The organism is Glutamicibacter sp. Je.9.36 (assembly GCF_051129975.1).
Taxonomy (GTDB): domain Bacteria; phylum Actinomycetota; class Actinomycetes; order Actinomycetales; family Micrococcaceae; genus Glutamicibacter.
Map to the genome: position 1 here is coordinate 353326 of NZ_JBCPSN010000002.1, position 13051 is coordinate 366376.

The window sequence follows — 13051 nt, forward strand, 5'->3', positions numbered from 1 at the left end:
TGGTGCCCTAGCGGTTGTGGGCTAGCGCAGCACAATCCGGCTGGCTTGTACGCGCACATTGTTGCGTCGCATTTCCAGCACTTGCTGCAAGATCTCAGTGGCCGCGACCTGGTCGACCACCTTGCGGTGATCTTCCATCTTCTTGCCCGAGGCGTGCAACGAGCGATGCGCGTTCACGGTGCTCAGGCGTTCGTCGACCATGAAAACCTCAAGCTCGATATTAGCGCTTGCAGCTTCCTGGGCCAAGGCAATCGCGTAGTCACGTGCCATTTTAGTGGATTCGGTCGCGTTTCCAGCCAGTGATTTCGGCTCCCCGATGAATACCTCGGTGACGCCGCGATCGGCAATGATGCGCAGAAGCATCCGCAGATCCGAGTTCTTCTTCGCATCCCGGCGCAGGGTCATCACCGGAGTGGCGAGGATTCCGGAGGGATCAGATGCGGCGACGCCGACGCGGGCCAGGCCCACGTCGACGCCGAGAGCGGCATTAGCCATTGGCCAGTGCCGCCTGGATTGCAGCCAGTGCGTCATCGATCTTCGATGCGTCCTGGCCACCGCCCTGTGCCATATCGTCCTTGCCGCCGCCTCCGCCGCCGAGCACGCCGGTAGCGGTGCGCACCAGCGCGCCGGCCTTGAAGCCGTTGGCGCGGGCCTCGTCGTTGGTCACAGCCAGCACCAGCGGGCGGCCGTTGGCCACGCCGATCAGCACGATGACTGCGGCTTCGGAACCCAGCTTGGCGCGCAGGTCCAGTGCCATGGTGCGCAGGGCGTCAGCCGAGTCGATCTGCCCGGCGTTGTGGGCCAGCAGTCGGGTGCTGCCGATGGTGGCGACCTTCTGCAGCAGCGCTGCGGACTGGGCCAGCATGGCCTGGCTCTTGAGCTCGGCGATCTGCTTCTCGGCGGCCTTCAGCTTGGCAACGGTGTCGTTGACGCGCTCGCACACCTGGCTGGATGGAACGCGGAACAGGCCCGAGAGCTCGGAAACCAGGGCGCGCTCGGCGGCTCCGTGGCGGAAGGCTTCCATGCCGACCAGGGCCTCGACGCGGCGATTGCCCGAACCGACCGAAGCCTCCGAGAGCAAGGTCAGCTGGCCGATGCGCGCGGTGGTGTCCACGTGGGTACCGCCGCACAGCTCGCGCGACCAGTCGCCGTTCATCTCGACCACGCGCACGTCGTTGGAGTACTTCTCCCCGAACAGGCTCATGGCGCCCAGCTTCTTCGCCTCGGACAGTGCCATCTCATTGGTGACGACCTGGTAGTTCGAGGCGATGGCCAGGTTCACTACCTCCTCGACTTCGCTGCGTGCCGCGGCGGAGAGCGCCTCGGCCCAGGAGAAGTCGAAGCGCAGGTAGCCGGCCTTGTTGAAGGAACCGGCCTGGGTGGCCGTTGGGCCAAGCAGCTCGCGCAGCGCGGCGTGCACCAGGTGGGTGGCGGAGTGCGCCTGCTCGCCGGAGCGGCGGCGCACCGCGTCGACCTGGGTGCGAACCAGTGCTTCGGCTGGCAATTCGCCTTCGCGCACGATGACCTTGTGCACGTTCAGGCCCTTGATCGGGGCCTGCACGTCGGTGACTTCCAGCACGAAGCCGTCGCCGGTGATCAGGCCGCTGTCGCCTGCCTGGCCGCCGGACTCGGCATAGAACGGGGTTTCGTTCAGCACCAGGTCGATTTCCTGGCCCTGCTCGGCGAATGGCACAACCTGGCCATCGCGGATGATGCCGCGGATGGAGGATTCGCCTTCGAGGGTGTCATAGCCGGTGAAGTGCACGTTGCCGGCCTCGGCCAGCTGGGTGTACACCGAAAGGTCGGCGTGGCCGGCCTTCTTGGCCTTGGCGTCCTTCTGGGCGCGGGTGCGCTGCTCGTTCATCAGTTCGCGGAAACGCGACTCGTCAACGGACAGGCCTGCTTCGGCGGCGATCTCCAAGGTGAGGTCGATCGGGAAGCCGAAGGTGTCGTGCAGGGTGAAGGCGTCATCGCCCGAGAGGTTCTTGCCTTCCTCCTTGGCGTGGCCCAGTGCCTCGTCCAGGCGGGTGGTGCCCGAAGCGATGGTGCGGCGGAAAGCGCGTTCTTCGGCGTAGGCGATGCGGGCAATGCGCTCGAAATCGGCCTCCACCTCGGGGTAGACGCCCTTCATGGCGTCGCGCGATACCGGGAGCAGCTCGGGGAGCACCTCGGTGTCCACGCCCATCAGGCGCATTGCGCGCACGGCACGGCGGATCAGCCGGCGCAGCACATAGCCGCGGCCTTCATTGCCCGGGGTGACCTGGTCGGAGATCAGCATCAGCGAGGAGCGGATGTGGTCAGCGATCATGCGCAGGCGCACGTCGGTGGCGTGGTTCGGGTCGGCTGGATCCTCGGTGGAGGTGTAGGTGACGCCGGCAAGCTCGGCGGCCTTGTCGAGCACCGGACGGACCTGGTCGGTCTCGTACATGTTCTCGACGCCCTGCAGGATCATGGCTAGTCGTTCCAGGCCCAGGCCGGTATCGATGTTGCGCTTGGGCAGTTCGCCGGCCACATCGAAGTCGGTCTTGGAACGTACCGCGGAGAGTCGGTACTGCATGAACACGAGGTTCCAGATTTCCACGTAGCGGGTCTCGTCGACCGCTGGGCCGCCCTCGACACCGTAGGCGGGGCCGCGGTCGTAGTAGATCTCGGAGCATGGACCGCCGGGGCCGGGCTGGCCGGTATTCCAGTAGTTGTCTTCCTTGCCGGTGCCTACGACGCGCTCGGTAGGCATGCCGATCTCTTCTTCCCAGATGCGGCGGGCTTCAAGGTCCTTCTCGTCTCCGTCTTCGTAGACGGTGACCCACAGGCGTTCCTTGTCCAGGCCGTAGCCTCCGTCTTCGACGGAGCTGGTCAGCAGCTCCCAGGCGAAGTGGATGGCTTCGTTCTTGAAGTAGTCGCCGAAGGAGAAGTTGCCGCACATCTGGAAGAAGGTGCCGTGACGCGCGGTCTTGCCCACTTCTTCGATATCGCCGGTGCGGATGCACTTCTGCACGGAGGTCGCACGGGAGTACGGGGGCTCTTCGCGCGCGGTGAGGTAAGGGATGAACGGGACCATGCCGGCCACCGTGAACAACAGCGAAGGGTCGGCCGAGACCAGCGAGGCACTAGGTACCGCCGTATGGCCCTTCGAGACGAAAAAGTCGACCCAACGACGGGCAATTTCCTGCGTTTTCATCGTGTTACGGATGATCCCTTCACTTAGCGGCGTCCACGCCCAAGGCGGAACGTAATTCTTCTTCGCGGGAGCTCATTCCTTGGCGGAAGGCTTCCCAATATTCCGAGGCGCGGTCGGTGTACTTGCCGACCTGGCGGTTTAGCGCCGCCCCGGATGAAACTTCAGCGTATTTCTTGGACGCGAGCACGCCAACGCCCACTCCAATCGAAACCCACAAGAGCTTTTTCATTCTAGTCTCCTTGGCGGCCACCAGTTGGCCGTATCCTATTCAGCGCGCCGATACGTGTTCGATCAAACAGCGTTGCTTGCTTAGCGGCTGCGGCGAGCCTTGCCGCTTGGCTTGGTGTTCATCGCGACCTTCACGCCTTCGGTGAACGCGGCAACCTTGATCAGCGGTTTGCCAACGGTGGCTGCTACCAGCGAGGACAGCGCGGACACATTGGCGGTGGTGTCAGAAACGTTGCTGGTGATGGCATCGACCTTCTTGAGCTGGTCGTTGGTGGTCGCCACGGTGTTGGCGACTTCGCCGATCAGCGGAGTGGTTCCGTCAGCCAGGTCCTTGATCGATTTGCGCAGCTCGTCGAACACCTTGCCCAACTTCATGATCGGCACTGCCAGCAGCACAACTAGTACAACAAACGCGCCGGCGGCGATGAGCCCTGCAATATCCGAACCCGACATGTGCTTCCTCTTCTGCTTTGGGTTTTTGGTGCCAGTCCACCTTATCGAAGTCAGAGCCCAGATAGGTAGTTAAGCGACAAGCCCGCAACCGTTTCCGGTTGCGGGCTTGGAACTAGCGCACGGATTTAGCGTGCGTAGTACTCGACCACGAGGTTCTCTTCGCAGGTCACTGGGATTTCGGTGCGCTCTGGGGTGCGCACGAAGGTAGCCTGGAGGGCTTCCAGCTTTACGTCCAGGTAAGCAGGAGCGGCTGGCAGCACCTTCGAGTGCTCACCTGCTGCAGCCATCTGGAATGGAACCATCTTCTCGCTCTTCTCGTGTACGTGGATCAGCTGACCCGGCTGTACCTTGAAAGACGGACGGTCTACACGCTGGCCGTTGACCAGGATGTGGCGGTGAACAACCATCTGGCGTGCCTGCTGGATGGTGCGGGCGAAGCCTGCACGCAGAACCAGGGCATCCAGACGGGACTCGAGCAGAGCCAGCAGGTTACCGCCGGTTTCGCCGCCGAGGCGCTTAGCTTCCTTGAAGGCGCTCAGCATCTGAGCTTCGCGGATGCCGTACTGGGCACGCAAACGCTGCTTTTCGCGCAGACGTACTGCGTAGTCGCTGTCCTGCTTCTTACGGGCGCGGCCGTGTTGGCCTGGACCGTATGGACGGCGCTCCATGTACTTTTCAGCTTTTGGAGTCAATGCAAGGCCGAGCGCACGCGAAAGGCGTACGGTGCGGCGGGCACGGGCGTTAGCCATAATGTGTCCCTTTCGATTAGCGACGGTATCTACTGGCCTCCAGGTGGGAGAGTGTGTGGGCGTCGCGTCCCTGCTTCACTTCAACCCTGCCTCCACGCTCGATGACTCGAATGCGGGACAAGGCTTGCCAGCCAAAGATCAAGTTTACACGAAACGGCAGCAGCTTTCTCTGAGGCCTAGCGCACAATCAGCGCTTGCCCTTGGAGCGCTGCGGATCCTTGCCCCGGATGATTTCACGCAAACGGGACAGGCGGGACCCTATGGTTTTTTCCGCACCGTTATTGGTCGGCGTGTAGTAGTCGGTGCCCACCAGATCATCGGGCAGGTACTGCTGGGTTGCGATGGAGTGCGGAGCATCATGGGCGTAGATGTAGCCCACGCCATGGCCCAGCTGCTTGGCGCCGGGATAGTGCGCGTCACGCAGGTGGTCGGGAACCAGCGATCCCTTGCCTTCGGATACGTCGGCTAGGGCGGCGTTGATCGCATTGTACGAGGCGTTGGACTTCGGGGCCGTAGCCAGATGAACCGTTGCCTGCCCGAGCATGATCCGTGCTTCCGGCATGCCGGTGAGCTGCACCGATTGGGCGGCTGCTACGGCAACGGGAAGTGCGGTGGGATCGGCCATGCCGATATCCTCCGAGGCCGAGATCATCAGGCGGCGGGCAATGAACCGGGGGTCCTCCCCCGCAGAGAGCATTCGCGCCAGGTAGTGCAGGGCCGCGTCCACATCCGAACCGCGGACGGACTTGATGAACGCGGAGATGATGTCGTAGTGCTGGTCGCCATCCTTGTCGTAGCGCTGGACCGCCTGGTCCATGGCCAGCTGCACATGGTCGTCCGTAATCAGCACCGGTGGATCGATGCCGGCGCCCGCGGCGTTCCAAGCCACCGCGCCGGCTGCTTCCAGCACGGTCAGCGAGCGTCGGGCATCACCCTGGGCCAGGCGGACAATGGCGTCGCGCTGCTCCTCCTTGAGGAGCACCTGGCCGTCGAAACCCCGCTCGTCGGCCACAGCGCGCTCGAGCAAGGTGGACAGGTCGCCGTCGGTCAGCGGACGCAAGGTCAGCAGCAAAGAGCGCGAAAGCAGCGGCGAGATCACCGAGAAGGAGGGATTTTCCGTCGTCGCAGCTACCAGGACGACGACACGGTTTTCCACGCCGGGCAGCAGTGCGTCCTGCTGGGCCTTGTTGAAGCGGTGGATCTCATCGAGGAAGAGCACGGTGGTAATCCCGCGCAGATCGCGGTCATCCTTGGCCTGTTCGATGACTCGCCGGACATCTTTGACACCGGCGGTGATGGCCGAAAGTTCCACGAATTTGCGGTCGGTGGCGCGGGCGATCACGTGGGCGATGGTGGTTTTGCCAATTCCCGGAGGGCCATAGAGGATCACACTGGCAGGTCCAGCCAACCCGGTTTCAGGGTTTTCGGCCAGCTGCCGCAAGGGTGAACCCGGGCCTAGCAGGTGTTGTTGGCCGACGAGCTCATCCAAGGTCTTCGGGCGCATGCGCACCGCCAGTGGCGGACGGGGCCGGTTGACTTGGGGCTCACGCGCATCGCGTGGCTCATCGGACAGGGAATCGAACAAATCGCTCACCCCCTAAGCCTACCGATATTCTGGAAGCCCCACCGTCTTTTGAAAGGTTCGCCATATGCGCGCTGTCGTCCAGGTCGCTTCCACCGCCCATGTTGAGGTTGAAGGGCAGATTACCGGCCAGCTCGACTCCCCCGGTTTGGTGATCCTACTTGGGGTGACCCATGAGGATGATCAGGCGATCGCACGCAAGGTGGCCGAAAAGATCTGGCAGCTGCGGATCATGGAGGATGAAACCTCCGCCGCCGGGGTGAATGCACCACTGCTAGTGATCAGCCAGTTCACCCTGTACGGTTCGGTGCGCAAGGGCCGCCGCCCATCCTGGTCCAATGCGGCACCCGGTCCTCTCAGCGAACCGCTGTACGAGTACTTCGTGGAGTACCTGCGCGATTTGGGTGCGAGCGTTCAGACCGGTGTATTTGGCGCGATGATGAATGTCTCGCTGACCAATACCGGGCCGTTCACGATGATCGTAGACTCGGCAGACCTCCCCTAGTGGCCGGTGTTCTGCACCAGTTGGGTCAATTGTTCGAAGCTGGCTCGTTGCTCGGCTAGTTCTACCTGGCCGGTGGCGGAGAGTTCGTAGACCTTCCGGCCCGGGCCGCCTTGGCCTTCTTCCCAACGGGTTTCCACGAGACCCGCGGCTTCCAGCTTGGCCAATGCGGGGTAGAGCGTGGCTCCCTTCAGCGGGCCAAACCCACGTTCCTGCAGGGATTTCGCCAGTGCATAACCGTGGGCCGGGCCAGCCGAGAGTTCGGCGAGTAAGAGCATCGGCAACATGGCGCGTTGCCAGCTACCCGGAAAGCCTTCGGGCTTAGTCATCGTCGCGCTCCTGCAGTGCCCGGGCATGGGCTGCTCGTTCCTTGAGCTTCTCTTGGACGTAGGCCTTGCGGTCAGCCGGACGCAGCTCGTAAACGCTCACCGCGGCAAACACCAGCACTGCGACCCCAAAGAAAATATCCCCGCCATTTCGCGCTGGATCCATCAGGCCAGCGACCGCGCCGACCGCGAATAAAGCGACTACGGTCAAGGGGGCCATGCGGCGTAGAAGCCAACGACGCTTGAGCGCCTTTTCGGTGTTCACTGCCAGCCCAATCACGAATTCATTGGGCGTTCCGAATTCAACGTTTGGGTCAACTTTTTCGCCTCGGGTCGCCGCATCATCGAGATGTTCTCGCGCAGTACTCAGCGACTCGTTGGCTTCCTTGTGACTCATGCCGTAGCGTCCGCGCAGTAGTCTGGTGGTTTCCGCGAACCACTCTTCGGTGCCGAGAAGGATTTGTTGCCCGCCAGCGGCTTTCTGCGCTTTATAGGCAGGCATCAGATAGAAGCAAGCAACCACCAGCCCTGCGCCAAGAATTGGAGCTAACCAATTTGGCAGGGGCAGCAGATTATTGCTTCCTCCTATCTGCGCGATTAGAGCGGCAGCTCCAACCGACACGAGGATACCTACCGGTCCCAGTATCCAGGACAGGCCGAATTTCCCCTTCAATCGGTTAAACCACCACAGGTATCCCGATAGTGCGATCCCTGCCCCGGCAGTTAGAGCAGAAAGCTGCCAGTAGTGCCACGAACTCGAGGTCCACCCATCGCGGAACCCGATCCAGATTCCAAATCCAGTGCACAGCAGGCCAACAAGCATCCCAACAACCGACAAAAGCGCAGTACTTGATTCGACGGGAAGTTCCGCGTCCGCGCGCTGCTCTGGCGTCAATAGACATTGAGCCCGTGTCGCACCATATTCGCCCGAATGGCCGAAGAGTTCCTCGGCCCGCTGCCCGCTATCGTGAACCATGCTCAGGGTGCGCTCCAGTTCGAGCGCCACCTGCGCATTCGTGAGGTCGTTCCACACCATTGAAGCGAAAAAGGTTTTAGCCCATTCCTGGTCCGCTTCTGGGTAACGTTCGATGATATCGTGTGGTTCTTCTGCTGGCACGTATCGCTCCAAAGTGGTCGTGGGAACTGGTTCTGTAAACTAAGTCAAAAACCAACCTAGTATTAAAAATACTCATAGTCCACTAAAAGAGCTAATGCCAGGTTAAAAAGAAGCAGGATGAAACGCGTAAACGTTTCATCCTGCTTCGTAAGCCTGGAGAAGCCTACTTGGCTTCGGCCTTGGCTTCGGTCTCTTCGGCCTTCTTCTTCTCAGGCTTGAAGTCGATGCCGGCTTCCTTGCGCTGCTGCGGGGTGATTGGCGCAGGAGCCGCGGTCAGCGGATCGAAACCGCCACCGGTCTTCGGGAAGGCGATGACGTCGCGGATGGACTCCGAGTTGGTCAGCAGCTGCAGCACGCGGTCCCAACCCAGGGCGATGCCGCCATGCGGTGGGGCGCCGTACTTGAAGCCCTCGAGCAGGAAGCCGAACTGGGTGTCAGCCTGCTCCTGGGTTACGCCCATGAGCTTGAAGACGCGTTCCTGGACGTCGCGCTGGTGGATACGGATCGAACCGCCGCCGATTTCGTTGCCGTTGCAGACAATGTCGTAGGCGTAGGACAGGGCCGATGCAGGATCAGTGTCGAAGGTGTCCATGAACTCCGGCTTGGGGCTGGTGAACGCGTGATGCACAGCGGTCCAAGCGCCAGCGCCCACGGCTACGTCGCCCGAGGCGACAGCGTCAGAGGCAGCTTCGAACATCGGTGCGTCGACGATCCAGACGAAGGCCCAATCGCCTTCCTTGATCAAACCGGTGCGGTGGCCGATCTCGACACGGACCGAACCGAGCAGTGCGCGGGATTCGTTCTTCTTGCCGGCGGAGAAGAAGATGCAGTCTCCGGCGGCTGCGCCGGTAGCTGCGGCCAGTCCGGCCTTCTCTTCCTCGGACAGGTTCTTGGCCACTGGGCCAGCCAGCTCGCCATCTTCCTTGATCAGCACGTAGGCAAGGCCCTTGGCACCGCGCTGCTTGGCGAATTCCTGCCAGGCATCCAGGGTGCGGCGCGGCTGCGATGCGCCGCCAGGCATGACCACGGCGCCGACGTACTCGGACTGGAAGACCTTGAAGGAGGTCTTCGCGAAGTACTCGGTCATTTCGGTCAGTTCCAGGCCGAAGCGCAGGTCCGGCTTGTCCGAACCGTACTTGGCCATGGCCTCCGAATACGCCATGCGGCGGATCGGGGTCGGGACCTGCACGTCGATCAGGTTCCACAGTTCGGTGACCAGCTTTTCGCCGAGCTCGATGATGTCATCTTCCTCGACGAACGATGCTTCGATGTCCAGCTGGGTGAACTCCGGCTGCCGGTCCGCGCGGAAGTCCTCATCGCGGTAGCAGCGGGCGATCTGGTAGTACTTCTCGAAGCCGCCGACCTGCAGCAGCTGCTTGAACAGCTGCGGGGACTGGGGCAAGGCGTACCAGCTGCCCGGGGTCAGTCGGGCCGGCACGACGAAGTCGCGGGCGCCTTCCGGGGTGGAGCGGGTCAGCGTCGGGGTTTCGATCTCGATGTAGCCCTGGTCGTGCAGCAGGTTGCGTGCCACGCGGTTGGCCTCGGAGCGCAGGCGGATGTTGCGGGCCGGGGTCGGGCGGCGCAGGTCCAGGTAGCGGTGGCGCAGGCGCGCTTCCTCGCCGACCTCGACGTGCTCGTCGACCTGGAATGGCAGCGGGGCCGCGGTGTTCAGCACGGTCACGGTCTCAGCGATGACCTCGATCTGCCCGGTAGGCAGGTTCGGGTTCTCGTTGCCCTCCGGGCGGCGCTCGACGGTGCCCAGAATCTGCAGCACGAACTCATTGCGCAGCGGATGGAAGTCCTCTTCATCGCGCACGACGACCTGGGCCACGCCCGAAGCATCACGCAAATCCAGGAAGGCGACACCACCGTGGTCGCGGCGACGCGCGACCCAACCGGTGAGTGTGACCTGCTGTCCAATGTGCTCGGCGTTCAAGACGCCCAGCTGATGAGTGCGTAGCACTACGATCCTTTCGGTCGGTTGGGAAAGTTTCTTCCCATGAAGTTTAGTGCACCGTGATTGGTGCGCGGGCGGGCGATGACGCCCGAGAACTAGCTGATGGCGATCTTCAGGTCCGCTTCGGCCGGCATCCAGGTGGACGGATCCGCGGCGACCTGCTCGCCGGAACGGATGTCCTTGACCTCGTGGGCGCCATCGGCATGGGTGAACCAGACGAACGGAATCCCGCGTCGATCAGCGAATTTGATCTGCTTGCCGAACTTCTCCGCGCTGGCTGCTACCTCGCAGGCGATGCCGCGCTCGCGCAGCTGCGAGGCTACATCCTGCGCTTCGTGCCAGGACTCGTCGTTGGCCAAGGTGACATATACCACCGAAGGCACCGAACGGCTTGCGGTCACGGACTCTTCGGCAAGGATGCGCGAGACCAGGCGGGTGACGCCGATGGACAAGCCCACACCCGGGTAGTTCTTCTTGCCCTTGGAGGCCAGCGATTCGTAGCGCCCGCCCGAGCAGATCGAACCCAGGGATTCGTGGCCCACCAGCACGGTTTCGTACACGGTGCCGGTGTAGTAGTCCAGCCCGCGGGCGATGGACAAATCGGCCATGACCTTGCCCGGTGCGCGCTTGGATGCGGCATCGATGACCTGCGAGAGCTCATCCAAGCCGGTATCCAGCAGTTCGTGGCTGACGCCCAGTGCGCGAACCTGCTCCACGAAGGACGTGTCCATGGTGCGGATCTTGGCCAGGGCCAGGGCGGCGGCAGCCTGCTGCGCGGTGGCGCCGACTTCTTCGACCAGGATCCTGGCGACGGCGTCATCGCCGATCTTTTCCAGCTTGTCGATGGCGCGCAGGACCGCATCCGGATCTTCCAGGCCCAGGCCGCGGTAGAAGCCCTCGGCCAGCTTGCGGTTATTCACCCGCAGGCGGAAATCGCCGATCGGCAGGGCGGACAGCGCGTCGGCAATGGTCAGCGCCAGCTCCACGTCGTAGCTGAAGGGCAAGGTGCCATCGCCCACGACATCGATGTCGGCCTGGGTGAATTCGCGGAAGCGGCCATCCTGCGGGCGTTCGCCACGCCAGACCTTCTGCATCTGGTAGCGGCGGAAGGGGAAGGCCAGGTGGCCTGCGTTCTCCACCACGTAGCGTGCGAAAGGCACGGTGAGGTCGAAGTGCAGGGCCAATGCGTTGGGATCGTTCTTCTCATCCTCCGCGGCCAGCCGGGACAGTCCGTAGACTTCCTTGTCGATTTCGCCCTTGCGCAGAAGTTGCGCGCGGGTTTCCACCGCACGAGTCTCGATGTTGGCGAATCCATGCAGTTCGAAGACGTGGCGCAAGGTATCGAGCACATGCTGTTCAACTGCCCGTTCGGCGGGAAGCCATTCCGGGAAACCTGATAGTGAGGCCTTGCGTGCCATGAAACTCCTTAGTGCAAATTGGGCTACCTACCCATCTTATAGCCCGAAACCCGAGAAACCTGTGCACGTCGGCTTACTAAGAAGCGGAGGTCACAGGTAGAGTTGGCTAAAGCAAGTGCTCGTAAAGTGAAAGAGTTTCAGCGGTGACCACCAGTCAGCAATCCGACGACAGCCAGAAGACCCCATTGCCACAGGCCCAGAAGCCTGCCGCAAAGCCGGTTGTAGCGCCAAGCGTCGCACATACCACTCCCCTCGACGAAGCGGCAAAGTTCGCCCGTGTGACCGAGGACGGCCACGTCTTCGTGATCATTGACGGCGCCGAATTCCCAGTGGGCCAATACCCCGACGCCACCCAGGAAGAAGCCCTGGGCTACTTCGTGCGCAAATACGATGACGCGCTCTCGCAGCTGATGCTCCTGGAGCAGCGCGTCGTTGCCAAGGCCCCGGCCGGCGAGCTCAGCAAGGCTGTGCAGGCGCTCTCGGCCACCGTTGCCGAACGCCATATGGTCGGCGACATCCCGGCGCTGGAAACGCGCCTCGAGAATGCCCGCGTAGCCGTCGAGGCATTGACCAGCGAACAGCGCAAGGCCAACGACGAAGCTCGCGCGGAACAGCTCGCTGCCCGCGAAGCCATCGTCGAACAGGCTGAAGAGCTGGCCGGCAAGCGCCCGGAGCAGATCCAGTGGAAGACCGCTTCGGCGGCGATGAACGAGCTGTTCGACGCCTGGAAGGGTTCGCAGCGTTCCTCGGTGCGCCTGCCACGGTCCACCGAAGATGCGCTGTGGAAGCGATTCCGCTCCGCCCGCACCACCTTCGACCGCCATCGCCGGGCCTACTTCTCGCAGCTGGATTCGACCAACGCGGCCGCCAAGGAAGTGAAGGAAGAGCTGATCGCTCGCGCCGAGGTGCTGCAGGGGTCCACCGACTGGACCGCTACCGCCGCCGAATACCGCAAGCTCATGGACGAGTGGAAGAAGTCGCGCCGTGCCTCGCGCAAGGACGACGACCAGCTCTGGAGCCGCTTCCGCGCCGCCCAGGATGTCTTCTTCCAGGCCCGCGCCGCGGCCAACGCCAAGATCGATGAAGAGTACTCCCAGAACCTCGTGGTGAAGGAAGCCCTGCTGGAAGAAGCCCGCGCGCTGCTTCCCATCAAGGATCTGGCTGTTGCCAAGAACAAGCTGGATTCGATCCGCACCCGTTGGGAAGCTGCCGGCAAGGTGCCGCGCAACGACCTGCAGCGCATTGAATCGGCCCTGCGCCAGGTCGAGGACGCGGTCAAGGGTGCCGAGGACGAGCAGTGGCGCCGTTCCAACCCGGAGACCAAGGCCCGCTCCAACTCGATGCTCTCGCAGCTGCAGGACACCATCTCCGCCTTGGAAGATGATCTGGCAGCAGCACAGGCCAAGGGCAACGCCAAGCAGATCGCGACAGCCCAGGAAGCCCTGGATGCACGCCGCATGTGGCTGAGCACCTTGGAGAAGTCGGCTGCCGACTTCCAGTAAGTAATCCACAGATCGCTTGCACACCGCCAACGCGGCGGC

12 protein-coding genes are annotated in these 13051 nt (G+C 62.7%); 2 read left to right on the forward strand and 10 right to left on the reverse strand.

The features are described 5' to 3' along the window. Window positions 1-21 precede the first annotated feature (21 nt). The 6 genes from ruvX to AAZQ98_RS06015 all read right to left on the reverse strand — a co-directional run bounded on the left by ruvX (window position 22) and on the right by AAZQ98_RS06015 (window position 6202). Window positions 22-495 (reverse strand): Holliday junction resolvase RuvX, encoded by a 474-nt coding sequence (gene ruvX / locus AAZQ98_RS05990; RefSeq protein ID WP_219844133.1) that lies wholly within the window; start codon window positions 493-495, stop codon window positions 22-24. Next, window positions 488-3178, reverse strand: coding sequence for an alanine--tRNA ligase (alaS, locus tag AAZQ98_RS05995; RefSeq protein ID WP_434690544.1), 2691 nt, complete (start codon window positions 3176-3178; stop codon window positions 488-490). Before alaS ends, ruvX begins: the two co-directional genes overlap by 8 nt. 19 nt (window positions 3179-3197) lie before the next feature. Continuing rightward, the gene (locus AAZQ98_RS06000) at window positions 3198-3407 is read right to left on the reverse strand and encodes a hypothetical protein (protein ID WP_105658293.1); all 210 of its coding nucleotides are present in this window, start codon (window positions 3405-3407) and stop codon (window positions 3198-3200) included. Window positions 3408-3487: 80 nt separating this feature from the next. Then, window positions 3488-3859 carry a DUF948 domain-containing protein gene (locus tag AAZQ98_RS06005; RefSeq protein ID WP_105658292.1) on the reverse strand — a complete coding sequence of 124 codons (372 nt, stop codon included), beginning with the start codon at window positions 3857-3859 and terminating at the stop codon, window positions 3488-3490. Window positions 3860-3984: 125 nt separating this feature from the next. Further along, window positions 3985-4611 carry a 30S ribosomal protein S4 gene (gene rpsD / locus AAZQ98_RS06010; RefSeq protein ID WP_105658291.1) on the reverse strand — a complete coding sequence of 209 codons (627 nt, stop codon included), beginning with the start codon at window positions 4609-4611 and terminating at the stop codon, window positions 3985-3987. 184 nt (window positions 4612-4795) lie between these two features. Continuing rightward, window positions 4796-6202, reverse strand: a complete 1407-nt coding sequence (locus AAZQ98_RS06015) for a replication-associated recombination protein A (RefSeq protein ID WP_400289235.1) — start codon at window positions 6200-6202, stop codon at window positions 4796-4798. A gap of 55 nt (window positions 6203-6257) precedes the next feature. Here AAZQ98_RS06015 and dtd point away from each other — a divergent pair, with 55 nt between their 5' ends. Beyond that, on the forward strand, window positions 6258-6695 hold the full coding sequence (gene dtd, locus AAZQ98_RS06020; RefSeq protein ID WP_434690547.1) for a D-aminoacyl-tRNA deacylase: 438 nt from the start codon (window positions 6258-6260) through the stop codon (window positions 6693-6695). Here dtd and AAZQ98_RS06025 read toward each other — a convergent pair. From AAZQ98_RS06025 to hisS, 4 genes are all read right to left on the reverse strand, one after another. Beyond that, window positions 6692-7021, reverse strand: coding sequence for a PadR family transcriptional regulator (locus AAZQ98_RS06025; RefSeq protein WP_434690548.1), 330 nt, complete (start codon window positions 7019-7021; stop codon window positions 6692-6694). The genes dtd and AAZQ98_RS06025 overlap by 4 nt on opposite strands. Continuing rightward, entirely contained in the window at window positions 7014-8135 is a 1122-nt protein-coding gene (locus AAZQ98_RS06030) for a hypothetical protein (protein WP_434690551.1), read from the reverse strand. The genes AAZQ98_RS06025 and AAZQ98_RS06030 overlap by 8 nt, the downstream gene beginning before the upstream one ends. A gap of 163 nt (window positions 8136-8298) precedes the next feature. After that, complete coding sequence (gene aspS / locus AAZQ98_RS06035; protein WP_434690552.1) at window positions 8299-10098, reverse strand: aspartate--tRNA ligase; 1800 nt, start codon at window positions 10096-10098, stop codon at window positions 8299-8301. A gap of 89 nt (window positions 10099-10187) precedes the next feature. Further along, window positions 10188-11510, reverse strand: a complete 1323-nt coding sequence (hisS, locus tag AAZQ98_RS06040; protein WP_434690554.1) for a histidine--tRNA ligase — start codon at window positions 11508-11510, stop codon at window positions 10188-10190. A gap of 143 nt (window positions 11511-11653) precedes the next feature. Between hisS and AAZQ98_RS06045 the strand changes: the two genes are divergently transcribed. Then, a complete protein-coding gene (locus AAZQ98_RS06045; RefSeq protein ID WP_434690555.1) occupies window positions 11654-13012 on the forward strand; it encodes a DUF349 domain-containing protein in 1359 nt (452 codons plus the stop codon). Window positions 13013-13051: the final 39 nt, after the last annotated feature.